Source organism: Paracoccus hibiscisoli, from assembly GCF_005048265.1.
In the GTDB taxonomy this organism is placed as follows: domain Bacteria; phylum Pseudomonadota; class Alphaproteobacteria; order Rhodobacterales; family Rhodobacteraceae; genus Paracoccus; species Paracoccus hibiscisoli.
In genome coordinates, this window is record NZ_SUNH01000013.1 from 26,671 (window position 1) to 50,764 (window position 24,094).

The 24,094-nt window shown below is 68.3% G+C and carries 18 protein-coding genes and 1 tRNA gene; 9 read left to right on the plus strand and 10 right to left on the minus strand.

The genetic code is table 11. The features are described 5' to 3' along the window. Positions 1 to 33: 33 nt before the first annotated feature. Positions 34 to 879, minus strand: coding sequence for a pantoate--beta-alanine ligase (gene panC / locus FA740_RS10140; protein WP_136856662.1), 846 nt, complete (start codon positions 877 to 879; stop codon positions 34 to 36). 153 nt (positions 880 to 1,032) lie between these two features. Between panC and FA740_RS10145 the strand changes: the two genes are divergently transcribed. Continuing rightward, complete coding sequence (locus FA740_RS10145; RefSeq protein ID WP_136856663.1) at positions 1,033 to 3,525, plus strand: GcvT family protein; 2,493 nt, start codon at positions 1,033 to 1,035, stop codon at positions 3,523 to 3,525. Between the two features lie 339 nt (positions 3,526 to 3,864). On the opposite strand, the gene FA740_RS10150 is transcribed toward FA740_RS10145, so the two are convergent. Together FA740_RS10150 and uvrA are read right to left on the minus strand one after the other, a co-directional pair. Then, positions 3,865 to 3,939: transfer RNA gene (locus FA740_RS10150), tRNA-Gly, on the minus strand. Positions 3,940 to 4,064: 125 nt separating this feature from the next. Next, positions 4,065 to 6,932, minus strand: coding sequence for an excinuclease ABC subunit UvrA (gene uvrA / locus FA740_RS10155; RefSeq protein WP_136856664.1), 2,868 nt, complete (start codon positions 6,930 to 6,932; stop codon positions 4,065 to 4,067). A gap of 176 nt (positions 6,933 to 7,108) precedes the next feature. On the opposite strand from uvrA, the gene FA740_RS10160 reads away from it, so the two are divergent. Continuing rightward, positions 7,109 to 10,543, plus strand: coding sequence for a pyruvate carboxylase (locus FA740_RS10160; RefSeq protein WP_136856665.1), 3,435 nt, complete (start codon positions 7,109 to 7,111; stop codon positions 10,541 to 10,543). 168 nt (positions 10,544 to 10,711) lie between these two features. Here the strand turns inward: FA740_RS10160 and FA740_RS10165 are convergent, their stop codons facing one another. The 5 genes from FA740_RS10165 to infC form a co-directional block, all read right to left on the minus strand. Next, positions 10,712 to 11,005: a hypothetical protein gene (locus FA740_RS10165; RefSeq protein ID WP_136856666.1), complete on the minus strand. Its 294-nt coding sequence runs from the start codon at positions 11,003 to 11,005 to the stop codon at positions 10,712 to 10,714. 62 nt (positions 11,006 to 11,067) lie between these two features. After that, entirely contained in the window at positions 11,068 to 13,092 is a 2,025-nt protein-coding gene (locus FA740_RS10170; RefSeq protein WP_136856667.1) for a M3 family metallopeptidase, read from the minus strand. A gap of 25 nt (positions 13,093 to 13,117) precedes the next feature. After that, the gene (locus FA740_RS10175) at positions 13,118 to 14,170 is read right to left on the minus strand and encodes a HesA/MoeB/ThiF family protein (protein ID WP_136856668.1); all 1,053 of its coding nucleotides are present in this window, start codon (positions 14,168 to 14,170) and stop codon (positions 13,118 to 13,120) included. Next, positions 14,167 to 14,637 carry a dUTP diphosphatase gene (gene dut, locus FA740_RS10180; protein ID WP_211243688.1) on the minus strand — a complete coding sequence of 157 codons (471 nt, stop codon included), beginning with the start codon at positions 14,635 to 14,637 and terminating at the stop codon, positions 14,167 to 14,169. The genes FA740_RS10175 and dut overlap by 4 nt, the downstream gene beginning before the upstream one ends. A 94-nt stretch (positions 14,638 to 14,731) precedes the next feature. Next, positions 14,732 to 15,322: a translation initiation factor IF-3 gene (infC, locus tag FA740_RS10185; RefSeq protein ID WP_462686782.1), complete on the minus strand. Its 591-nt coding sequence runs from the start codon at positions 15,320 to 15,322 to the stop codon at positions 14,732 to 14,734. A gap of 153 nt (positions 15,323 to 15,475) precedes the next feature. Here infC and FA740_RS10190 point away from each other — a divergent pair, with 153 nt between their 5' ends. The 6 genes from FA740_RS10190 to FA740_RS10215 all read left to right on the plus strand — a co-directional run bounded on the left by FA740_RS10190 (position 15,476) and on the right by FA740_RS10215 (position 20,631). Beyond that, positions 15,476 to 16,174: a hypothetical protein gene (locus tag FA740_RS10190; protein ID WP_136856669.1), complete on the plus strand. Its 699-nt coding sequence runs from the start codon at positions 15,476 to 15,478 to the stop codon at positions 16,172 to 16,174. Positions 16,175 to 16,182: 8 nt separating this feature from the next. After that, the gene (locus FA740_RS10195) at positions 16,183 to 17,049 is read left to right on the plus strand and encodes a glycosyltransferase family 2 protein (RefSeq protein WP_420873143.1); all 867 of its coding nucleotides are present in this window, start codon (positions 16,183 to 16,185) and stop codon (positions 17,047 to 17,049) included. 108 nt (positions 17,050 to 17,157) lie between these two features. Next, positions 17,158 to 17,667 (plus strand): bifunctional 3-hydroxydecanoyl-ACP dehydratase/trans-2-decenoyl-ACP isomerase, encoded by a 510-nt coding sequence (gene fabA / locus FA740_RS10200; RefSeq protein ID WP_136856761.1) that lies wholly within the window; start codon positions 17,158 to 17,160, stop codon positions 17,665 to 17,667. A gap of 23 nt (positions 17,668 to 17,690) precedes the next feature. Continuing rightward, positions 17,691 to 18,920 (plus strand): beta-ketoacyl-ACP synthase I, encoded by a 1,230-nt coding sequence (gene fabB / locus FA740_RS10205; protein WP_136856670.1) that lies wholly within the window; start codon positions 17,691 to 17,693, stop codon positions 18,918 to 18,920. Positions 18,921 to 18,933: 13 nt separating this feature from the next. Further along, entirely contained in the window at positions 18,934 to 19,722 is a 789-nt protein-coding gene (locus FA740_RS10210) for an enoyl-ACP reductase FabI (protein ID WP_136856671.1), read from the plus strand. 63 nt (positions 19,723 to 19,785) lie between these two features. Then, positions 19,786 to 20,631, plus strand: a complete 846-nt coding sequence (locus FA740_RS10215; RefSeq protein ID WP_246053576.1) for an alpha/beta fold hydrolase — start codon at positions 19,786 to 19,788, stop codon at positions 20,629 to 20,631. Here the strand turns inward: FA740_RS10215 and FA740_RS10220 are convergent. Continuing rightward, positions 20,628 to 22,112: an inorganic phosphate transporter gene (locus tag FA740_RS10220; protein WP_136856672.1), complete on the minus strand. Its 1,485-nt coding sequence runs from the start codon at positions 22,110 to 22,112 to the stop codon at positions 20,628 to 20,630. The genes FA740_RS10215 and FA740_RS10220 overlap by 4 nt on opposite strands. A gap of 191 nt (positions 22,113 to 22,303) precedes the next feature. Here FA740_RS10220 and FA740_RS10225 point away from each other — a divergent pair, with 191 nt between their 5' ends. Then, positions 22,304 to 23,161: a sugar phosphate isomerase/epimerase family protein gene (locus FA740_RS10225; RefSeq protein ID WP_136856673.1), complete on the plus strand. Its 858-nt coding sequence runs from the start codon at positions 22,304 to 22,306 to the stop codon at positions 23,159 to 23,161. Positions 23,162 to 23,288: 127 nt separating this feature from the next. Here the strand turns inward: FA740_RS10225 and FA740_RS10230 are convergent, their stop codons facing one another. After that, on the minus strand, positions 23,289 to 24,044 hold the full coding sequence (locus FA740_RS10230; RefSeq protein ID WP_136856674.1) for a 3-keto-disaccharide hydrolase: 756 nt from the start codon (positions 24,042 to 24,044) through the stop codon (positions 23,289 to 23,291). Positions 24,045 to 24,094 lie beyond the last annotated feature (50 nt).

Sequence of the window (24,094 nt, forward strand, 5' to 3'; positions counted from 1 at the left end):
GGCCTTTCAGGGGAATGCGCGGGGCCGCGCGGGTCAGGGATGGGCGGTGCGCTGGTCGATCAGCAGTACGTCGCCAAAGCGGACAGCCAGCAGGATCGCCACCGGACCGCCGACGACGGCGATGCGCGACAGGTCATCCGCGTTGCGGATGTCGATGGAGCGGATGTCGGCGCGCGGCTCGGACGAGATGATCGCGCGGATCTGGCGGCGCAGCAGGCTGACCGGCGTGCCCATGTTCACCGACGCCGCCGCGTGATCCAGCGCGCGGGCCAGCACCGTGGCCGCCGCGCGGTCGTCTGGCGTCAGGCGCTGGTTGCGCGAGGACATGGCCAGACCGTCGGGTTCGCGCACCGTGGGCACGGGCAGAATGGTCACGGGAATGTCCAGATCGGCCACCATGCGCCTGATCAGGGTCAGCTGCTGATAGTCCTTTTCGCCAAAGGCCGCGGCCTGGGGCTGGACGATGTTGAACAGCTTGGTCACCACCGTCGCCACGCCGCGGAAATGGCCGGGGCGCAGGCGGCCCATCAGGATGCCGCCCAGCTGGCTGACCTGCACATGGGTCTGCGCGCCGGGGCGCCAGATGTCCGACACCTGCGGCAGGAAGACCGCATCGCAGCCCGCATCGCGCAGCAGGTCCAGGTCCTGCGCCTCCTGCCGGGGGTATTTGTCCAGATCCTCGGTCGGGCCGAATTGCGCGGGGTTCACGAAGATCGAGGTCACGACCCGGCCCCCCCCCTGCCCGTCCAGCCAGTCGCGCGCCCGCGCGACCAGCGTCAGGTGGCCCTGATGCAGGGCGCCCATGGTGGGGACCAGCGCCACGCGGCCCGCATCCCTGCGCCAGGCGCGCATGGCGTCGGTGCTGCGGCAGATATCCATTCAGGCCCCCCCTCTGGTGCGGGGGGCACCCTAGTCGCGGGGGCGGGTCTGGGCAAGGCCATGTCGTTTTTCGCCCATAGAGGTCGGGCGCCTTTGACGCGGCGTTTCCGCGATGGGGCATGACTTGGCGAAACGGTTCAACAGGAGAGCGCGATGACGTCGCATGTGAAGGTTCTGGTCGTGGGCGGGGGCGCGGTCGGCTGCGGCATCGCGCTGCATCTGGCGCGCGCGGGCTGGGACACGCTGCTGGTCGAGCGCGACGAGCTGACCGCAGGCTCAACCTGGCATGCGGCGGGGCTGCTGCCTTTGTTCAACATGGGCTATGCGACCAGCCACATCCACGATTACTCGGTGAAACTGTATGCGGGGCTGGAGGCCGAGACGGGGCTGAACGCGGGTTTTACCCGCTGCGGCAACCTGCGCATGGCGCAGACGGATGCGCGGATGGACGAATACATGCTGTATTCCGCCACCGCCGAGACGATCGGGATCGAGCATCAGTTCCTGACGCCCGCCCAGATCAAGGAGCGCTGGCCGCTGGTGCGCACCGAGGATCTGAAGGGCGCGCTGTTCCACCCGACCGACGGCTACATCAACCCCGCCGACGTGACCCAGGCCATGGCCAAGGGCGCGCGCATGGCGGGCTGCAAGATCGAGCGCAGGATTCAGGTGAACGCCTATCGCTGGACCGGGTCCGAATGGGTCGTGACGGTGGAAAGGATGGTCGACCGGGGCGGCAACCTGATCCCGTCGGGCGAAACCTACGACATTCATGCCGAACATGTCGTGACCGCGACCGGCAACCATGCGCAGCGCACGGCGCGTTTGCTGGGCATCAAGATCCCCGCCATCCCGGTCGAACACCAGTTCATCGTGACCGAGCCGGACCCCGCGCTGATGCGCTGGCGCGCCGAGGGCAACCCCGAGCACCCGGTGCTGCGCGATGCGGACGCCAAGTGGTATGTCCGCGAGGAGCGCGGCGGCTGGATTCTGGGGCCCTATGAGAAGGGCGCCCCGGCGCGGTTCGAATACGGCGTGCCGGACAGCTTCCGCGCCGACCTGTTCCCCCTGGATCTGGAGCGGATCGAGGAGGAATACATGGCGATGATCCACCGCATTCCGACCTCGGAGACGGTGGGTCTGAAGGACGATTTCAACGGCCCGATCTGCTATACTCCCGACGGCAACCCGCTGGTCGGCCCCGCGCCGGGCCTGCGCAACATGTGGCTGGCCGAGGGCTTCAGCTTTGGCATCACCGCCGCAGGGGGCGTGGGCCATTACCTGGCGCAGATGATGACCGAGGGCGAGGCCGAGATCGACATGGCGTCGCTGGACCCGCGACGCTTCGGCAGTTGGATGACCACGGAATACGCCGCCCGCAAGAACGAGGAGGCCTATGACCACGTCTTCATCCTGCACCACCCCGACGAGGAACGGCCCGCCTGCCGACCCCTGCGCACATCGCCGGCCTATGACCGGCAGTCGGCGCGGGGCGCGCAGTTCGGCTGCGTGAACGGGTGGGAGCGTCCCAACTACTACGCGCCTGCGGGCTTTGACGACCATGACAGCCGCAGCTTCCGGCGCGGCGGCTGGTGGGAATACGCGCGTGCCGAGGCCGAGGCCGTGCGTCAGACCGCGGGTCTGGTCGATGCGACGGCATTCGCCAAGCACACCGTCACCGGCCCGGGGGCGACGGCGTTTCTGGACTGGCTGACGACCAACAAGCTGCCCAAGGTGGGGCGGATCAACCTGACCTATGCGCTGACCGATGCCGGCACCGTGCGGACGGAATACACCATCGTGCGGCGGGGCGAGCAGGACTATTACCTGGTCAGCGCCGGGGCCTGGACCGATTACGACCGCGACAACCTGCTGAAATCGGCGCAGGATTTCATGGGCGCGGGCGGCGAATACGTCCATGTGCAGGACGTGACCACGCAATGGGGTGTCTTTGCGCTGGCAGGTCCCGAGAGCCGGGCGATCCTGGCGCGGATGATCCGCGATGCGGAGCCTGCGACCGCGCTGTCGAACAAGCGCTTCCCGTGGCTGTCGATGCGCAACATCGAATTGGGCATGGTGCCGGTCATGGCCATCCGCGTCGCCTATACCGGCGAGCTGGGATGGGAGCTGCACCACCCGATCGAGATGCAGAACCACCTGTTCGACAAGCTGATCGCCGCCGGAGAGCCGTCGGGGATGCGGCTGGTCGGCGCGCGGGCCCAGAACTGGCTGCGCCAGGAGAAGTCCTATCGCGCCTTCGGCACCGAACTGGGCCGCGACGCGACGCCGCTGGAGGCGGGGCTGGACCGCTTTGTCGATCTGTCCAAGGACTTCCGCGGCAAGGCGGCGATGGAGGCCAAGGGCATCCGGTCGGCCTGCGTCACGCTGTTGATCGACGGGCCGGCGGATGCCGATCCCTGGGGCCGCGAGGCGCTGTTCCTGGACGGGAAAAAGGTCGGGCGCCTGACCTCGGGCGGGTATTCGGCGGCCTTCGGCAAGCAGATCGGCATGGGCTATGTCCGCCCCGACCTGGCGGCACCCGGCACGCGGCTGCAGCTGCGGATGTTCCGCGAGCTGTATGACGCCGTGGTGACCGAGGACAGCCCGCACGACCCGCAGAACGCCCGCATCCGCATCGACGGATAGGGCGGACGCGCAGGCGACCCCCCGGTGGTCGCCTGCGCCATGACCGGAATCTGAGACACGCCCGGTGGGCGCATCCCGGCCCGGGACGATCGCGGGGCGCGCGATGGGCCGGGTGTTCGGACGGCGACCGATCGAACGGATCAGACGGCGGGGCCATGAGCCGCCCGCCGCTTGTCATGTGCCTGTCGAACCCTCGTGCGAGCAGACCGCCTCAGATTGTGGATCGCGGTCCAGGCATCTGCGGTCTGGATGATTCTCTGCAGGATTTGATTTGTCTGACGCAGCGCGATGGGGCGTGAAACGACAAAGGCCAGACCCGAAGGTCTGGCCTTTTGTTTTTGGAGCGGGCGAGGCGATTCGAACGCCCGACCCTAACCTTGGCAAGGTTATGCTCTACCCCTGAGCTACGCCCGCACTCCAGTACTTCCGGCGATCCGTTTGACCGTCTCGCCTTCGGTGAGCGGGTATTTACGAAAGCCCGCCGGGGGGTGCAAGAGGAAAAAACGCACGCCCCCGATTTTCTTTCGCAGCCCCCCGCCCTATTCCGCGGCGCGGCTGCGGGCGGGGTTCAGCATGGGGCCCAGATAGCGGCCCGTATGGCTGGCGGGGACCAGCGCGACCTCCTCGGGGGTGCCCTGGGCCACAATCACGCCACCGCCATCGCCACCCTCGGGGCCGATGTCGATGATCCAGTCCGCGGTCTTGATGACATCCAGGTTGTGTTCGATCACGATGACCGAATTGCCCTGGTCGACCAGCTCGTGCAGCACCTCCAGCAGCTTGCGGACATCCTCGAAATGCAGGCCGGTCGTGGGCTCGTCCAGGATGTACAGCGTGCGCCCGGTCGACCGGCGCGACAGCTCCTTGGACAGCTTGACCCGCTGCGCCTCTCCGCCCGACAGGGTCGTGGCCTGCTGGCCGACCTTGATATAGCCGAGACCCACCTGCATCAGCGCGTCCATCTTTTCGCGGATCGACGGCACGGCGGTAAAGAACTCCTGCGCGTCCTCCACGGTCATGTCCAGCACATCGGCGATGGACTTGCCCTTGAACTGCACCTCCAGCGTCTCGCGGTTGTAACGCTTGCCCTTGCAGGTCTCGCATTCGACATAGACGTCGGGCAGGAAATGCATCTCGATCTTGATGACACCGTCGCCCTGACACGCCTCGCAGCGGCCACCCTTGACGTTGAAGCTGAACCGGCCCGGCTTGTAGCCGCGCGCCTTGGCCTCGGGCAGGCCCGCGAACCAGTCGCGGATGGGCGTGAAGGCGCCGGTATAGGTCGCCGGGTTCGACCGCGGGGTGCGGCCGATGGGGCGCTGGTCGATGTCGATGACCTTGTCCAGATGCTCCAGCCCCCGGATCGTCTCGCAGGGGGCCGGGGTCTGGCGGGCGCCGTTCAGGCGCAGGGAGGCGGTCTTGAACAGCGTCTCGATGGTCAGGGTGGACTTGCCGCCGCCCGACACGCCCGACACGCAGACAAAGCGGCCCAGCGGAAATTCGGCGGTGACGTCCTTGAGGTTGTTGCCAGTCGCCTTGACCACGGTGACCTTTTTGCCGTTGCCCTTGCGGCGGGTCTCGGGGACCGCGATCGCGCGCTTGCCCGACAGATACTGGCCGGTCAGGCTGTTGGGGTCTGCGGCGATCTCTGCGGGCGTGCCCTTGCTGACGACGGTGCCGCCATGGACCCCCGCCCCCGGCCCCATGTCAAAGACATAGTCGGCGTGGCGGATCGCGTCCTCATCGTGTTCCACCACCAGGACCGAATTGCCCTGATCGCGCAGGTTCATCAGCGTGGTCAACAGGCGGTCGTTGTCGCGCTGGTGCAACCCGATGGAGGGTTCGTCGAGCACGTAGAGGACGCCGGTCAGGCCGCTGCCGATCTGGCTGGCCAGACGGATGCGCTGACTTTCGCCGCCCGACAGGGTTCCTGCCGCGCGCGACAGGGTCAGATAGTTCAGGCCCACATTGACCAGGAATCCCAGCCGTTCGCGGATTTCCTTGAGGATGGCGGCGGCGATCTCGGTCTTCTGTTTCGACAGGTGGTTGGGCGCGTCGGTGACCCAGTCCAGCGCCTCCTGGATCGACAGCTGCACGACCTCGCCCACGTGGTTGCCGGCGATCTTGACGGCCAGCGCCTCGGGCTTCAGGCGGTACCCGCCGCAGGCGCCGCAGGGGCGGTTGTTCTGATAGCGTTCGAACTCCTCGCGGACCCAGCTGGAATCGGTCTCGCGCAGGCGGCGTTCCATGTTGGGAATCACCCCCTCGAAGACGCGGGCGATCTCATAGACGCGACCCGCGTCGTCGAACCGGAACTTGATCTCCTCCTTGCCCGATCCGCGCAGGAACATCTGCTGGATGTTGTCGGGCAGGTCCTTCCACGGGGTCTTCTTGTCGAACCCGTAATGCTTGGCCAGCGCGTTGATGGTCTGGGTCAGATAGGCCGATTTCGTCTTGGCCCAAGGCACGATGGCGCCCTTGTCCACGGACAGGGCGGCGTCGGGCACGACAAGGCGGTCATCAAAGAACAGCTCGACCCCCAACCCGTCGCAGACCGGGCAGGCACCAAAGGGCGCGTTGAAGCTGAACAGGCGCGGCTCGATCTCGGGGATGGTGAAGCCGCTGACGGGGCAGGCGAATTTCTCACTGAAGGTCAGGCGTTCGGGTTCGCCCTCGGCGCCCTCCTCCTGGGCCAGCTCCAGATGAGCGATGCCGTCGGCCAGGTTCAGCGCGGTGCGCAGGCTGTCGGCCAGCCGCGTCTCCAGCCCCTCGCGCACGACGATCCGGTCGACGACGATGTCGATGTTGTGGCGGAATTTCTTGTCCAGGGTGGGCGCGTCGTCCAGGTCGTGGAAGGTGCCGTTGATCTTGACCCGTTGAAAGCCCTGGCGGCGCAGCTCCATCAGCTCTTTCTTGTACTCGCCCTTGCGGTCGCGGACGATGGGGGCCAGCAGATAGGCGCGCGTGCCTTCGGGCAGGGCCATGGTGCGGTCGACCATGTCCTGGACCTGCTGCGCCTCGATGGGCAGGCCGGTCGCGGGGGAATAGGGCGTGCCCGCCCGCGCGAACAGCAGGCGCATGTAGTCATAGATTTCGGTGACGGTGCCGACGGTCGAACGGGGGTTCTTGGAGGTCGTCTTCTGCTCGATGCTGATGGCGGGGGACAGGCCGCTGATATGATCGACATCGGGCTTGCCCATCATGTCCAGGAACTGGCGCGCATAGGCCGACAGGCTTTCGACATAGCGGCGCTGGCCCTCGGCATAGACCGTGTCGAAGGCCAAGGACGACTTGCCGGACCCCGACAGGCCGGTGATCACCACCAGCTGATCGCGGGGGATGTCCATGTCGACGTTTTTCAGGTTGTGTTCGCGCGCGCCGCGCACCTCGATGAACTTCTGTTCCATGTGTGCCCCTCTGACCGACTGCAACAGATAGGGACGCTTGGGCGGAAAGCAAGTTCCATTTGGGAACGAAGGCGGAACATCGCCCGGATGCGATGTCGCGGGCTGTTATCGCCACCACTTGCGCTGCAACGCGGCACGCGTAGGATGCCGCCATCACAATCAAGGGAGCCCCGGCCATGTTCAAGAAAATCCTGATCGCGAACCGGGGTGAGATTGCCATTCGGGTGATGCGGGCGGCCAACGAGCTGGGCAAGAAGACCGTCGCCGTCTATGCCGAGGAGGACAAGCTGGGCCTGCACCGCTTCAAGGCGGACGAGGCCTATCGCATCGGCGAGGGGCTGGGCCCGGTCGCGGCCTATCTATCCATCCCCGAGATCATCCGCGTGGCCAAGCTGTCGGGCGCGGACGCGATCCATCCGGGCTATGGCCTGCTGTCGGAAAACCCCGATTTCGTCGATGCCTGCTTTGAGGCGGGCATCACCTTCATCGGGCCGCGCGCCGATACGATGCGCGCCCTGGGTGACAAGGCCAGCGCCCGGCGCGTGGCGATCGAGGCGGGCGTGCCGGTGATCCCTGCAACCGAGGTGCTGGGCGAGGATTTCGACGCCATCAAGCGTGAGGCGGCCGAGGTCGGCTATCCGCTGATGCTGAAGGCCAGCTGGGGCGGCGGCGGGCGCGGCATGCGGCCCATCAACTCCGAGGCCGAGCTGGTCGAGAAGGTCCGCGAGGGCCGCCGCGAGGCCGAGGCCGCGTTCGGCAATGGCGAGGGCTATCTGGAAAAGATGATCCTGCGCGCCCGCCATGTCGAGGTGCAGCTGCTGGGCGACACGCATGGGGGTCTGTATCACCTGTACGAGCGCGACTGCACCGTGCAGCGCCGCAACCAGAAGGTCGTCGAACGCGCCCCCGCCCCCTATCTGACCGAAGAACAGCGCGCCGAGGTCTGCGGCCTGGCGCTGAAGATCGGCCAGGCGGTGGGGTACCAGAACGCCGGCACGGTCGAGTTCCTGATGGATATGGACAACCAGCAGTTCTATTTCATCGAGGTGAACCCCCGCGTCCAGGTCGAGCATACCGTGACCGAGGAGGTCACCGGCATCGACATCGTGCAAAGCCAGATCCGCATCGCGGAGGGAGAGACGCTGGCCAGTGCCACGGGCCACGAGACCCAGGCCGACATCACGCTCTCGGGCCACGCCCTGCAATGCCGGGTCACCACGGAAGATCCGCAGAACAACTTCATTCCCGATTACGGGCGCATCACGGCCTATCGGTCCGCGACCGGCATGGGCATCCGCCTGGACGGCGGCACGGCCTATTCGGGGGGGGTCATCACGCGGTATTACGATTCGCTGCTGGTCAAGGTCACGGCCTGGGCGCAGACGCCCGACCAGGCGATCCGCCGCATGGACCGCGCGCTGCGCGAGTTCCGGGTGCGCGGCGTCAGCACCAACATCGATTTCGTCATCAACCTGCTGAAGCATCCGACCTTTCTGGACGACACCTATACGACCAAGTTCATCGACACGACCGACGACCTGTTCGACTTCAAGAAGCGTCAGGACCGGGCGACGCGCATCCTGACCTATCTGGCCGATATCAGCGTGAACGGGCACCCCGAGACCGCGGGCCGCGCCCTGCCCCCCGCGCAAGCGCGCGCGCCGCTGCCGCCCGCCCCCAAGGCCGCCCCCGCACCGGGCACCCGCCAGATGCTGGAGGAACAGGGCGCGCAGGCCGTGGCCGACTGGATGGCCGCGCAGAAACAGCTGTTGATCACCGACACCACCATGCGCGACGGGCACCAGTCGCTGTTGGCGACGCGGATGCGGTCGATCGACATGATCCGCGTCGCGCCCAGCTATGCCGCGAACCTGCCGCAGCTGTTCAGCGTCGAATGCTGGGGCGGCGCGACCTTTGACGTGGCGTACCGGTTCCTGCAGGAATGCCCGTGGCAGCGGCTGCGCGACATCCGCGCGCAGATGCCCAACCTGATGACGCAGATGCTGCTGCGCGCGTCGAACGGGGTCGGTTACACCAACTATCCCGACAACGTGGTGCAGTTCTTTGTGAAGCAGGCCGCGGAAACCGGGGTCGACGTGTTCCGCGTCTTCGACAGCCTGAACTGGGTCGAGAACATGCGCGTCGCGATGGATGCCGTGATCGACAGTGGCAAGATCTGCGAGGGCACGGTCTGCTATACCGGCAACATGTTGGACCCCGACCGGTCCAAATACGACCTGCAGTATTACGTGAAAACCGCGCAGGCGCTGAAGGCCGCGGGCGCGCATGTGCTGGGCCTGAAGGACATGGCCGGCCTCTTGAAGCCGCCCGCCGCGCGCATTCTGATCAAAGCCCTGAAGGAGGAGGTCGGGTTGCCGATTCACTTCCACACCCATGACACCAGCGGCATGGGCGGCGCCACGATCCTGGCCGCGGCGGATGCGGGCGTGGACGCGGTCGATTGCGCGATGGACGCGCTGTCGGGCAATACCAGCCAGCCGACCTTGGGGTCGGTAGTCGAGGCCCTGGCCCATACGGACCGCGACACCGGTCTGGACGTCGGCGCCGTCCGCGCCATCAGCAACTACTGGGAACGCGTGCGCGAAAGCTATGCGGCCTTCGAATCGGGCCTGCAATCGCCCGCCTCCGAGGTCTATCTGCACGAGATGCCGGGCGGGCAGTTCACCAACCTCAAGGGCCAGGCGCGGTCGATGGGGCTGGAGGATCGCTGGCACGAGGTCGCCCAGGCCTATGCCGATGTGAACCGGATGTTCGGCGACATCGTCAAGGTCACGCCGTCGTCCAAGGTCGTGGGCGACATGGCGCTGATGATGGTGGCCCAGAACCTGACCCCCGAGGATGTGCTGGACCCGGCCAAGGATGTCAGCTTTCCCGATTCGGTCGTGGACATGATGCGCGGCAATCTGGGCCAGCCTCCCGGCGGCTGGCCGCAGGCAATCCAGGCCAAGGTGCTGAAGGGAGAGGCGCCGATCACCGATCGCCCCGGCGCCCATCTGGACCCGGTGGACCTGGAGGCCGAGCGCGCCAAGCTGTCCGAGATCCTGGACGGGCGTCCGGTCGATGACGAGGATCTGGCCGGATATCTGATGTATCCCAAGGTCTTCACCGACTACATGCAGCGCCATGAGACCTATGGCCCGGTGCGCACCCTGCCCACGCGCACCTTCTTCTACGGCATGGAGCCGGGCGATGAGATCAGCGTCGAGATCGACCCCGGCAAGACCCTTGAGGTGCGCCTGCTGACCCTGGGAGAGACCGACGACAAGGGCGAGATGAAGGTCTTCTTCGAGCTGAACGGCCAGCCGCGTCAGGTCCGCATCCCGAACCGCAAGGCGACCGGCGCCCAGGCCGCCCGCCCCAAGGCCGATGCCGCCAATCCCGGCCATGTGGGCGCGCCCATGCCGGGCGTCGTGGCCTCGGTCGCGGTGACGGCGGGGGCGCGGGTGGCGCAGGGCGACATGCTGCTGACCATCGAGGCGATGAAGATGGAGACCGGCCTGCATGCCGATCGCGACGGCACCATCAAGGCGCTCCATGTCAGCCCCGGCCAGCAGATCGACGCCAAGGACCTCCTGGTCGAGATCGAGTGACAACACGGGGCCCGGGGCACACCGCCCCGGCCCCGTGCCACCGCGCCGCGTCAGCGGCGCCTGCCGCCCGGGCGGCAGCACGCCGACCATCGGTCGGCAACCCCGCCCCAGGGCCCTTGCGCCCTCAGCCCGGACAGCGCTGATAAAGCCGCGCGCCCCCCGCATCGGTCACCCGCAGCGACCCGCCCCCATCACGGCAGTCACGGCGCGGCTGTCGGTCATCCCCTCGCTGGAACAGCTCAGCGTCAGCGATCCGTCCGCCCCCACCGCGCCGCGCGTGCAGCGCGCCTCGTAGAACCGCCAGCTCCGCCCCGCCAGCACCAGCCGCGTCTCCGAGGCCGGATCCCCGCAGGCCCCAAGGCGCAGATCATAGGTCCCGTCGACCAGCGGCGCGCCGCCCTGCGCGGAAGGCGGCAGGGAGACGCCGCCGGTTTCTGTCCTGCAGGCCGCAATGGCCAGCACCGCCAGCAGGGCGGCGGGCGGGATGGGCCCTGGACGCTTTCCTTCGCAGGGTTGCGCGGGCCTCAGGCCAGCCCGCGCCCCTTCAGCAGGGCATCGACGCCCGGCATGCGGCCCCGGAACGCTATCCACAGCTGATCCGCCGGTGCGGATCCGCCCTTGGACAGGATCGTCTCCTCCAGGCGCCGCGCGGTGGCGGGGTCGAAGATGTCGCCCGTCTCGGCAAAGGCCGCGAAAGCGTCGGCATCCATCACCTCGGACCACATGTAGCTGTAATAGCCCGCCGCATAGCTGTCGCCCGCAAAGACATGCGCGAAATGCGGCGTCGCATGGCGCATGGGGATGGCGTCGGGCGCCTCCAGCCCGTCCAGCACCTCGGCCTGCCGCACCATCGGGTCGGTGGCCGGCGCGCCCTCGTGGAAGGCCAGATCGACCAGCGCGCTCTCCAGATATTCCACGGTCGAGAATCCCGCCCCCGCCTTGCCCGCGGCCAGCATCCGGTCGCGCAGATCGGCGGGCAGCACCGCGCCCGTTTCATGGTGGCGCGCATGGGCATCCAGCACGGCGGGCTGTTCCAGCCAGTGTTCATAAAGCTGGCTGGGCAGTTCCACGAAATCCTGCGCCACCGAGGTCCCCGAGATCGAGGGCCAGGTCACGTCCGACAGGATGTGATGCGTCGCATGGCCGAATTCGTGAAACAGCGTGCGCGCATCGTCCCGGGACAGAAAGGCCGGGTCGCCCGGCTGGTCCGGCGGGGTAAAGTTGCAGACATTCACCACGATAGGGCGCTGGCCGTCGCCGATCTTGTGCTGCACCTGCAGGGACGAACACCACGCCCCCGAGCGTTTTGACGGCCGCGCAAAGTAGTCGCCCACGAAAATGGCCATCAGCGCGCCGTCGCGGGTGATCCGCCAGGCGCGCACGTCCGGCGCCCAGAGCGGCGCCTCCAGCGGCTGGAACTCCAGCCCGAACAGGCGGTGCGCCAAGTCAAAGACCGCGCCCAGCATCGCGTCCAGCGTCAGATAGGGGGCCACGTCATCGGCGTCGAAATCATGCGCGCGGGCGCGGTGGCGTTCCGCATAGAGGCGCCAGTCCCAGGCCTCCAGCGGGCCGTTCACGCCGTCTTCGTGCAGCATCGCGGTCAGCCGCTCCTGATCGGACAGGGCGCGGGCGCGGGCGGCGGTCCAGACCTGGGACAGCAGGTCGCGCACCCGGTCGGGGGTCGCGGCCATCTGCGTCTCCAGCTTGTAGCTGGCGAAATCGGCGTAACCCAGCAGCTGCGCGCGCTCATGGCGCAGGGCCAGGATTTCGGCGACCAGCGGCAGGTTGTCTGTCGCCTGACCGCCCGCGCCCGACCCCGACCCGCGCGCCGTCCAGGCACGGAACGCCGTCTCGCGCAGGGCGCGGTCCTGGGCATGCTCCAGGAAGGGCACGATCAGCGACCGGTTCAGCGTCACCACCTGCCCCGCCAGGCCGCGTTCGCGCGCCGCCGCCCGCATCGCGCGGACCAGCCAGTCGGGCAGCCCCGCCAGCGCGTCATCAGCCACCGGCAGCACATAGTCGCGCTCATCCGTCAGCACGTTCTGGGTGAATTGGGTGGTCAGCACCGCCAGCCGCGCGCGAATTTCGGCCATTCGCGCGCGTCCCGCCGCATCCAGCCCGGCCCCGGCCCGCGTCAGGTCGCGCAGCGCCAGTTCGGTGATACGCCGATCCTCGGGCGGCAGGGCATCCGCCGCCGCGGCCACCGCACGCACGCGGGCATAGAGACGCGGGTCCATGCTGATCCGGCTGCCATATTCGGCCAGACGGGGCGCGAAATCGCGCTGCAGCGCCTGGCGGGCGTCGTTCGAATCGACCCCGGCCAGGGTGTAGAACACCGACAGGACGCGGTTCAGATCCTCATCCGCGACCTCCATCGCCGCAATCGTGTTGGCGAAATCGGGGGCGTCGGGGTTGGCGGCGATCGCCTCATGCGCGGCCTCGGCGGCGGCCAGCGCGCGGTCGAAGGCGGGCGCGAAATCGGTATCGCGGATCAGGTCGAAACGCGGCAGCCCCTCGGGGCCGGTCCAGCGGGTCAGTTGCGGGTTCATGGTGCCTCCTGTCGTCAGGGGCAGCCTAGGGTTGCGCGGGCGCGGGTTCCAGCGCCGATTGCGTCCCGCAGACCGCGCAGGCCGGGTCCTGGGCCGTCGTGATCATCCGGCTTTCGCCATAAAGCCCGTCAAAGATCATCATCCGCCCGCGCAGGCCCTGCCCCGCGCCGGTCAGATGCTTGATCGCCTCCAGCGCCATGATGCTGCCGATGATGCCGGGCAGCGCACCGACCACGCCCGCCTCGGCGCAGGGGGCGTCGCGTTCGGGGGCCTGGGGGAACAGGCAGGCCATGCAGGGGCCGCCCCGCGCCGGGTCGAACAGGCTGACCTGCCCGTCCCATTGCCCGATTGCGCCCCAGATCAGCGGCACCCCCGCCGCCACGCAGGCGCGGTTGATCGCGGCGCGGGCCCCAAAGCTGTCGGTGCCGTCGATGACCAGGTCATGCGCCGCGATCAGGTCGGTGTCGCGTTCGGTGATGCGCCGCGTCAGGGGGGTGACGTCCAGATGCGGGTTCAGGCGCAGCATCGCCTCGGCCGCGGCATAGGCCTTGGGCTCGCCGCGCAGGTCGTTGCGAAAGATCACCTGGCGCTGCAGGTTCGACAGGCTGACGGTGTCGTCATCAGCCAGCGTCATCCGGCCCACGCCCGCAGCGGCCAGATAGAGGCAGACCGGCGCGCCCAGGCCCCCCGCCCCCACGATCAGCACCCGCGCGTCCCGCAGGCGCATCTGCCCCGCGCCGCCGATCTGGTGCAGGACCAGGTGGCGGGCGTAACGCTCTAGCTCGTCGGGGGACAGGCCCGCATCGGGGGACACAGGCGCGGGCGCGGGGGTCGCGCGGGCGCGCAGGCGGCGCAGCAGGCGGCGATAGCCGATGACCAGCGCCACCACCGCGCCCAGGACCAGCCAGCCCGCCGCATTGCCGCCGACCGTCGCGGCCGCCCCGCTGCCGGGCGCCAGCAGCTGCAGCGACAGCATGCCCAGCCACAGCAGCGCCACCACCGACAGGGTGATCCGCCGCGGCAGGTCCAGCACCCGGCCCAGGATCAGCACCATGACGATCAGGAAGACGCCGGTCATGCCGCCCCCCCGGTCGAGCCAAAGCCCCCCTGCCCGCGCGCCGTGTCCTCCAGCGCGTCGACCAGGTGGAACCGGGCCTGGGGCGCGGGGGCCAGGACCATCTGCGCGATGCGGTCGCCGTGGCGGATGGTGACGGGCGCATCGCCCAGATTCAGCAGGATCACGCCCAGGGGCCCGCGATAATCGCTGTCGATGGTGCCGGGGCTGTTGGGAATGGTCAGACCGTGGCGCAGGGCCAGGCCCGAACGCGGGCGGATCTGCGCCTCCCACCCGTCGGGGATGGCCAGCGCCAGGCCGGTGGGGATCAGCGCCCGGGCCAGCGGCGCCAGGGTCACGCCCTGCGCGCGGTCGGGTGCGGCCAGGTTCGCGCAGAGATCCGCCCCCGCCGCCGCCGCGGTCTGATAGGCGGGCAGCGGGATGGCCGGGTCGGCATCGGGCAGGCGCATGACGCGCAGGGTGGGGGGCAGGGTCGGGACATGGGTCATGGCGCATCCTTGCAACGCAAAGGGCCGCGCGGCAATGCCCGCGCGGCCCCTGGATCTGTCGTCTGTGTCGCAGGCCCTATTTGGGCGCGATCATCATGACCATCTGACGGCCTTCCAGCTTGGGCATGGTCTCGACCTTGCCGGCCTCGCCCACGTCGTCGCGGACGCGGTGCAGCAGTTCCAGGCCCAGATCCTGGTGGGCCATCTCGCGGCCGCGGAAGCGCAGGGTCACCTTGACCTTGTCGCCGCCTTCCAGGAACTTCAGCACGCTGCGCATCTTGACGTCGTAATCATGGGTATCGGTTCCCGGACGGAACTTGATCTCCTTGATCTCGATGACCTTCTGCTTCTTGCGGGCCTCGGCCTCGCGTTTCTGCATCTCGTATTTGTACTTGCCAAGGTCCATGACCTTGCAGACCGGGGGGGCCGCGTTCGGCGAAATCTCGACCAGGTCCAGCCCCGCGTCCTGTGCCATCTGCATGCCGACCGAAGGCGGGACGACGCCGATGTTTTCCCCTTCGGGACCGATCAGGCGGATTTCGGACACGCGGATGCGTTCGTTGGTGCGGGGACCGGTGTCACGTTGGGGCGGTGCGTTATGCGGGCGGCGGGCTATGGCGGTGCTCCTTTTATAGCCAAGGCGGAAGTGACAGGAAAATAAGGGCAACCGCGCCGTGATTCAACCGGAATTGATCGCTGCGGGGGCCAAATCGTGCCCCCGGAGGCCCTGATCGCCGCGTGGCGGGGGCAGGCGCGGCTTTTCTGGCCCGGGGGGCTGTGGCATAGAGGGTCCGAATGTCGTTTGGGTCGAGGGTACGTGATGTCGAAACTGTTGCCGGTCATGGTGATTCTGGTGCTGATCGCGGGGGGCGTGCTGTTCTGGCAGAACCGCACCCAGACCTCCGAGGCGCCTGATCCGGTCGTGGCCGAGGCCCCCGCCAGCCCCGCGGGCGACGCCGCGCGCCTGGCCGATGACGCGGCCGAGGCCGCCGAGACCGCGGCCGAGACCGCCGATGACGCCACGGGCGATCCGGCCACCGACAGCACCGACGCCGCCAATGCCGCGGCGGATGCCGCAGCCGATGCCGCGGCCATCGCCGCCGATGCCGCAGCCGAGGCCGCGGCCTCTGCCGCCGGTCCCGCCAGCGAGGCCGCCCAGGCCGCCGAGGCCGCAGCCCAGGCCGCCATCGACGCCGCCGACCGTGCGGCCGCCGCCGCGGCAGGTGCCACTTCGGGCGTCGCGGCCCTGGCCGATGCGGCCGCCGAAGAGGCCGCGACCGCCACGCAGGAGGCCGCCGAGGCCGCCGCCGACACCGCCGACGCGGCCTCGGTCGCGGCGCGCATCGAGGCGCTGCTGACGCCTGAGGGTTTTGACCGCGCCGAGGTCGACCGCATCATCGACGGCGCCGCCATCAGCGACGCGCAAAAGGCCACGCTGAAGCAGCTGATCGCCCGCGCTGCCGACAACCCCCCGCTGTTGGCCGCCGCGCTGGAGCAGGTCCGCGCGGTCATGCGCTGATGCCGGTGCTGCCGATCCGGGACATGGCCCGGTTCCTGGCGGACAAGCCCGCCGTCCTGGACAAGGGCCCGCTGGCCATCATCCTGGTCGAGGACGCCGCCGCCGTGGCGCAAACCGTCCAGCACCATCTGGAGCGCGGGTTCCGCCATGTCCTGCTGCTGTCGGACCAGCCGCAGGACCTGTCCGAGGCGATGGCCGCCCGCGTGACCCATCTGCGCCACGACACCCGCCGCCCCGCCGCCCATGTCGATGCGGTCAACGCCATCATCGCGGCGGTCCCCGAAGGGACGTGGCTGTATTACTGCTTCAACGCGGAATTCCTGTTCCACCCCTTCTGCGAGACGCGCAGCGTCGGCGAGATGCTGGCCTTTCACACCGAGGAACGCCGCCCGGCGATGCTGACCTATGTGATCGACCTCTATGCGCCCGATCTGAGTGCCTGCCCGGATGCGGTCGACCTGGAGAACGCGTTGTTCGACCGCACCGGCTATTACGCCCTGGGCCGCAAGGGGCCGGACGGGCAGCCACGCGAACGCCAGCTGGATTTTCACGGCGGGCTGCGCTGGCGCTATGAGGAATACCTGCCCGCCGACCGCCGCCGCATCGACCGCATCGCACTGTTCCGCGCCGCCAAGGGCCTGACCGTGACCGCCGATCACCGCTTTTCGGTCGAGGAGTACAACACCTATTCCTGCCCCTGGCATCACAACCTGACGGCGGCCATCGCGTCCTTCCGGGTGGCCAAGGCGCTGGTGCGCAACCCCGGATCGCGCGACGAGATCAGCGACATGACCTGGCGCAACTCTCACCGCTTTGACTGGAGCGGGCAGCAGCTGATGGATCTGGGGCTGATGGAGCCCGGCCAGTGGTTCTAGCCGCCTGCGGCTGGCCCTTGCGCGGGTCTTGCCCCGGATGATAGACCCTGCGGCAACCTGAAAAACCGACCGGCCCGCAGGGGCCGCACAGACAAAGGCATGATCCGCATGGCGATGACCCAGACCAGCTTTGACCGCGACGACCTGCTTGCCTGCGCGCGCGGAGAGCTGTTCGGCCCCGGCAACGCCCAGCTGCCCGAGCCGCCGATGCTGATGATGGACCGCATCACCGAGGTGTCCGAGGACGGGGGCGACCATGGCAAGGGCCATATCGTCGCCGAATTCGACATCACCCCCGACCTGTGGTTCTTTGGCTGCCATTTCCCCGGCAACCCGATCATGCCGGGCTGCCTGGGCCTGGACGGGCTGTGGCAGCTGACCGGCTTTAACCTGGGCTGGCGCGGCTGGCAGGGGCGCGGCTATGCCCTGGGCGTCGGTGAGGTCAAGCTGACCGGCATGGTCCGCCCGGACCGCAAGATGCTGCGCTATACCGTCGATTTCACCAAGGCCATCCAGACCCGCCGCCTGACCATGGGCGTGGCCGACGGCCGCGTCGAGGCCGATGGCGAGGTGATCTATCAGGTCCGTGACATGAAAGTGGCCCTGTCGGCCAGCTGACCCCCATCCAGAAGGAGGCCCCCATGCGCCGCGTCGTCATCACCGGGCTTGGTATCGTATCCCCCATCGGCAACAATGCCGACGAAGTCACCGACAGCCTGCGCACGGGCCGGTCGGGCATCGTCGCAGCCCCCGACTATGCCGAGCACGGCTTTCGCAGCCGCGTCCACGGCATGCCCCAGATCGTGCTGGAAGATCACATCGACAAGCGCGACCTGCGCTTCATGGGGCCGGGTGCGGCCTATAACTTCATCGCCATGGAACAGGCGATCAAGGATAGCGGGTTGGACGAGGGCGATGTGTCGAACCCGCGCACCGGCCTGATCATGGGATCGGGCGGGCCGTCCACGTCGAATTTCTTCCAGGCGCATCAGACGGTCATCGAAAAGGGCGCGCCCAAGCGCATGGGCCCCTTCATGGTGACGCGCTGCATGTCGTCGACCAATTCGGCCTGTCTGGCGACGCCCTTCAAGATCAAGGGCGTGAACTATTCCATCACCTCGGCCTGCGCGACATCGGCGCATTGCATCGGCAACGGGGTCGAGCAGATCCAGATGGGCAAGCAGGACATCGTCTTCGCCGGCGGCGGCGAGGAGCTGGACTGGACGCTGTCGTGTCTGTTTGACGCGATGGGCGCGATGTCGTCGAAATACAACGACACGCCCGAGACCGCGTCCCGCCCCTATGACGCGACCCGCGACGGGTTTGTCATCGCAGGCGGCGGTGGCGTCGTCGTGCTGGAAGAGCTGTCCCACGCCCTGGCGCGCGGCGCCAAGATCTATGCCGAGGTCACGGGCTACGGCGCGACCAGCGATGGATACGACATGGTGGCCCCGTCCGGCGAGGGCGGAGAGCGCGCGATGCGCGTGGCCCTGGAGACGCTGCCCGAGGGCCGCAAGATCAGCTATATCAACGCGCATGGCACCTCGACCCCCGTGGGCGATCTGGGCGAGATCAAGGCGATCCGCCGCATCTGGGGCGAGGGCTCGACCCCGCCGGTCAGCTCGACCAAGTCGCTGACGGGCCACTCTCTGGGCGCGACGGGCGTGCATGAGGCGATCTACAGCCTGCTGATGTTGCAGAATGACTTCATCGCCGCCTCCGCGAACGTGACGACACTGGACCCCGAGATTCAACCGGGCGAGATTGCAACCAGCCGCGTGGACAACGCAGGGTTGGATTCGGTCCTGTCGAACAGCTTCGGCTTTGGCGGCACCAATGCGACGCTGGTGATGTCGCGCTATCACGAATAAGGGCCGGAAACACATGGGCGATCTTCTGAAGGGCAAGCGCGGGCTTGTGATGGGGGTCGCCAATGAGCGGTCCATTGCCTGGGGCATCGCACGCGCGATGGCCGACCAGGGGGCCGAGCTGGCCTTTTCCTATCAGGGCGAGGCCTTTGGCAAGCGGGTCGAACCGCTGGCCGCCTCGGTCGGGTCCGATTTCCTGGTCGATGTGGACGTGACCGATGACGCGTCGCTGGACGCGGCCTTCGGCGCGATCGCCGAGCGGTGGGGGCGGCTGGATTTCGTCATCCACGCCGTGGCCTTTTCCAACAAGGACGAGCTGACCGGCCGGTTCATGAACACCAGCCGCGCCAATTTCGGCCGCAGCCTGGAGATCAGCTGCTATTCCCTGATCGAGGTGGCGCGACGCGCGCATCCGCTGATGGCAGATGGCGGGTCGATCATCACCCTGACCTATGGCGGGTCGAACCGGGTCACCCCCTTCTACAACGTCATGGGCGTCGCCAAGGCCGCGCTGGAAAGCAGCGTGCGCTATCTGGCCAATGACCTGGGCCCGGACAACATCCGCGTGAACGCGATCAGCCCCGGCCCGATGAAGACGCTGGCTGGCGCGGCGATCGGGGGCGCGCGCAAGACCTTTCGCCATACCGAGGCCAATGCGCCGCTGCGCGCCAATGCCACGCTGGATGCCATCGGCGGGACGGCGGTCTGGCTGACCTCCGACTGGGGGGCCTGCACCACGGGAGAGATCGTGATGGTCGATGGCGGCTATCACGTGCTGGGCATGCCGCAGAGCGAGAACCTCTGAGCGCCCGACCGTTGATGGCAAGGCCGGGGGCTTCGCGCCCCCGGACCCCCGCGGGATATTTTCATGAAGAAGAAGGGGGAGGCCATGGCGGATTTTCGGGCGGATGACGGGGCGCGGATCGTGTTTTCCGATGAGGGGGCCGGGATGCCGGTCCTGTGCCTGGCCGGGTTGACGCGGGGGATTTCGGATTTCGACTATGTCGCGCCACATCTGGACGGGGTGCGGCTGATCCGGATGGAGTATCGCGGGCGCGGCGCGTCGGATTACACCGGTGCCGCGACCTATACCGTTCCGCGCGAGGCCCGCGACGCGGTGGGGTTGCTGGACCATCTGGGGGTGGACCGGGCTGCGGTGCTGGGCACGTCGCGGGGCGGGCTTGTGGGGATGTTTCTGGCCGCGACCGCGCATGACCGCCTGCTGGGGCTGTGCCTGAACGATGTCGGCCCCGAGATCGAGCGCGCCGGGCTGGAGCGGATCTTTGATTATGTCGGGCGCAACCCGTCGGATGCGACCCATGCGGCGCTGGCGGAGCGGCTGCCCGCGCTGATGCCGGGCTTTGACGATGTGCCCGAGGGGCGCTGGTTGGACGACGTGCGCCGCCATTACGACGAGACGCCGCAGGGGTTGCGCATCCGCTATGACCCGGCGCTGCGCGAGGCGTTCCTGGCTGCGTTTCAGGGCGATCCGGTGGATCTGTGGCCGCTGTGGCAGGCGACCGCCGGCCTGCCCGTGGCGCTGATCCGGGGGGCCAATTCGGACCTGCTGTCGCCCGCGGTCGCCGCGCGGATGCAGGCGATGCGCCCCGACCTGATCCTGGCCGAGGTGCTGGGCCGCGCGCATATTCCCTGGCTGGACGAGGCCCCTGCCCTGGCCGCGATCCGGGCCTGGCTGGCGGCCTGCGCGGCCTAGCCGCCGATCGCGCGCAGGATGAGGAACAGGCCCGCCGACAGGGCGGCCGCGGCGGGCACCGTCACCACCCAGGCCGCCGCGATGGTCAGCACATGCGAGCGGCGCACCAGCTTGCGGCGGCGGCGCTCCTCGGGGGCGGTGCGGGGCAGTTCGGGCATCGCGCCCTGAACCGCGCGGGCGCGCCGGGCGGCGTCCCATTCGCGGAAGAAGCCCACGCCGAAGACCGCGCCCACCGCGATATGGGTCGAGCTGACCGGCAGGCCCAGCCAGCTGGCCACGATCACCGTCAGCGCCGCCGACAGCGACACGCAATAGGCGCGCATCGGGTTCAGCTTGGTGATCTGGCTGCCGACCATGCGGATCAGTTTCGGCCCAAAGAGGAACAGCCCGAAGGACAGCCCGAACGCGCCGATCAGCATGACCCAGAGCGGGATGGTGACCGCCTCGGACGCGCCGCCCGCGGACGAGGCCTGCACGATGGCGGCCAGGGGCCCGACCGCATTGGCCACGTCATTGGCACCATGCGCAAAGGACAGCAGCGCCGCCGACACGACCAGCGGGATGCCGAACAGCACCTTGAGCGATTTGTTGCGGTTCTCCAGCCCCTGCGACTGGCGGCGGATGACCGGGATCATCACCAGCCAGATCGCGGTCCCCAGCACCGCCCCGATCAGCAGCGCCTGACCGAAGGACAGCGAGATCAGCCGCGACAGCCCCTTGAGCGCCAGATAGGCCGCAAAGGCGCCGCCCATGATGCCGATCAGCACCGGCACCCAGACCCGCGCCGCCGCGATCTTGTCGTCGCGATAGATGATCCGCGCCTTGATGAACCACAGGAACCCCGCCGCGATCAGCCCACCCAGCACCGGAGAGATCAACCAGCTGGCCGCGATCATGCCCATGGTGGGCCAGTTCACCGCCGCAAAACCCGCCGCCGCGATGCCTGCGCCCATGACGCCGCCCACCACCGAGTGCGTGGTCGAGACCGGCGCGCCGATCCAGGTCGCCAGGTTCACCCACAGCGCCGAGGCCAGCAGCGCGGCCATCATCGCCCAGACAAACACGCCCTCGGTCCCGATGGTCGCGGGGTCGATGATCCCGCGAGAGATGGTGCCGACCACGTCGCCGCCCGCGATCAGGGCGCCCGCCGTCTCGAACACGGCGGCGATGAGGATCGCGCCGCCCATGGTCAGGGCGTTGGCGCCCACGGCGGGCCCCATGTTGTTGGCCACATCATTCGCGCCGATGTTCAGCGCCATGTAGGCGCCGAAGATGGCCGCCACGACCACGATCATGCCGTTGTTGGCCTGGCCAAAGGCGATCATCGCCCCCAGCCCCGCCAGCAGCACGAAGACCAGCGCGATGCCCGGCGCGACCAGCGGCCGGGCGACCAGCGCGGTGGCCGATTCCAGGGTCGAGAACCGGCCCAGATCGCGGTCCAAGGTGTCGAGATGTCGGGCTTCCAGGTCGTTACGGGCCATGATGTCCTCTGGGTGGGGCGCAGCGGGGGCCTAGGGGGAATTGCCGTGATGTGCAAGCCGGGGCCGCCGCCCCTGCCCCGGGGCATCGGCGGAAACCTGTCCGGATGGCGATGTAATCCTTTTCATGGGAAATGAAATCCATTACATCTGGTGCAACCCCCGGAGGAGCAGGGGCCACCAAGGAGGATAACATGACCATCGCAACACGCGCCCTGACGGGCGGCCTGACGCTGAGCGTGCTGGCGCTGGCCGCACCCGCGGCCCTGGCGGGCGAACCTGGCGATCTGCCCATCGCGGTGCAGATGTACACGCTGCGCGATCACGGCACGCTGGACGAACAGCTGGCCGCCGTTCAGGCCGCAGGCGTCACCGCCGTCGAGACGGTCGGCATGCAGGGCACCACCGCCGAGGATCTGTCGGCCAAGCTGGCGGAATACGGGATCGAGGCGATCTCGACCCATGCGCAGCTGGCCGATCTGCGCGCCGATGCGCAGGCGGTGATCGCGTTCAACAAGGCGATCGGCAATGACGTCATCACCGTGCCCTATCTGGCCGAGGAGGACCGTCCGACGGATGCCGCCGGCTGGACCGCCCTGGGCGAGGAGCTGGCCGGGTTGAGCGCGACGCTGCGGGCCGAGGACATGGTGCTGGCCTATCACAACCACGATTTCGAGATGGTCGACTATGACGGCCGCACCGCGCTGGAGATCATGATGGAGGCCGCGGGCGATGACGTCCTGGCCGAGCTGGACCTGGCCTGGGTCGCGCGCGGCGGCCTGGACCCGGTCGAGTATCTGGCCCGCTTTGACGACCGCGTCTTTGCGATCCACGCCAAGGACAACGCCCCCGAGGGCGAGGCCCCGGACGAGCGTGGCTTCAAGGCCCTGGGCGAGGGCACGCTGGACTGGGCCGCGATCCTGCCCGCCGCCGAGGAGGCCGGGGCGCAGTGGTACATCATCGAACATGACCAGCCCATCGACGCCGCCCAGGTCGTGATGACCGGCGCCACCTTCCTTGCCGAAAACCTGCCGGACAGCGCCACGCGCTGAACCTCCCTGCCGGACAGGTTGACTGGGGCCGCGATCCGTCGCGGCCCCTTTTTCATGCGGCGCGGCGGCCATGAAAAAGGCCCGCCCCGAGCGATCGGGACGGGCCATGCGGCGCGCGGGGCGCCTGTCACATCGGGCGGACCCAGATGTTGCGGAAGGCCACGTCCGCATCATGATCCTGCAGCTGGATCGGCGCGCAATCATGCGCCTCGTAGGCGGGATAGCCGATCCATTCCGTCGCGCCCTGGATCTGGGCGTGGTTCTGGACCACGACGCCGTTATGCAGGACGGTGATGTGGGCCGGGCGGCGCAGTGCCCCGCCTTCGGCAAAGACCGGCGCCTGGAAGATGATGTCATAGCTTTGCCATTCGCCCGGCGCGCGCGAGGCGTTCACCAGCGGCAGGTGCTGCTTGTAGATCGAGCCCGCCTGCCCGTTCGGATAGGTCGGGTTCTCATGGCTGTCCAGCACCTGCACCTCGTATCGGCTCTGCAGGAAGATGCCGCTATTGCCGCGATCCTGGCCGTCATGGCCCTCGTCATTCGGCGGAGAGCGCCATTCGACATGCAGCTGGACGTCGCAAAAGCTGTCGGTGGTGCGGATGTCGCCCGTGCCGCGCCCGACGCGCATGGCGCCATCCTCGACCGTCCATTCGGCAGGCCCGCCATTGACGGATTCCCATCCGTCCAAGCTGGTGCCGTCGAACAGCACGATCGCGTCCGACGGCGGCTGGCCCTCGGGGGTCTGGACGGTCTCGGGGACCGGCTCCCAGACCTCGGTGACTTCGGACTGGGCGCGGCGCTCCTCGGGGGTGACGTCGGCGTCCTGCGCAAGGGCCGGGGCGGTCAGCGCCATCAGCGCGGCCAGGGTGGTCATCGTCTTCATCGGCTGTCCTTTCATTGGGAAACGGCCCCGGACGGTCCGGGGCCGCGCGG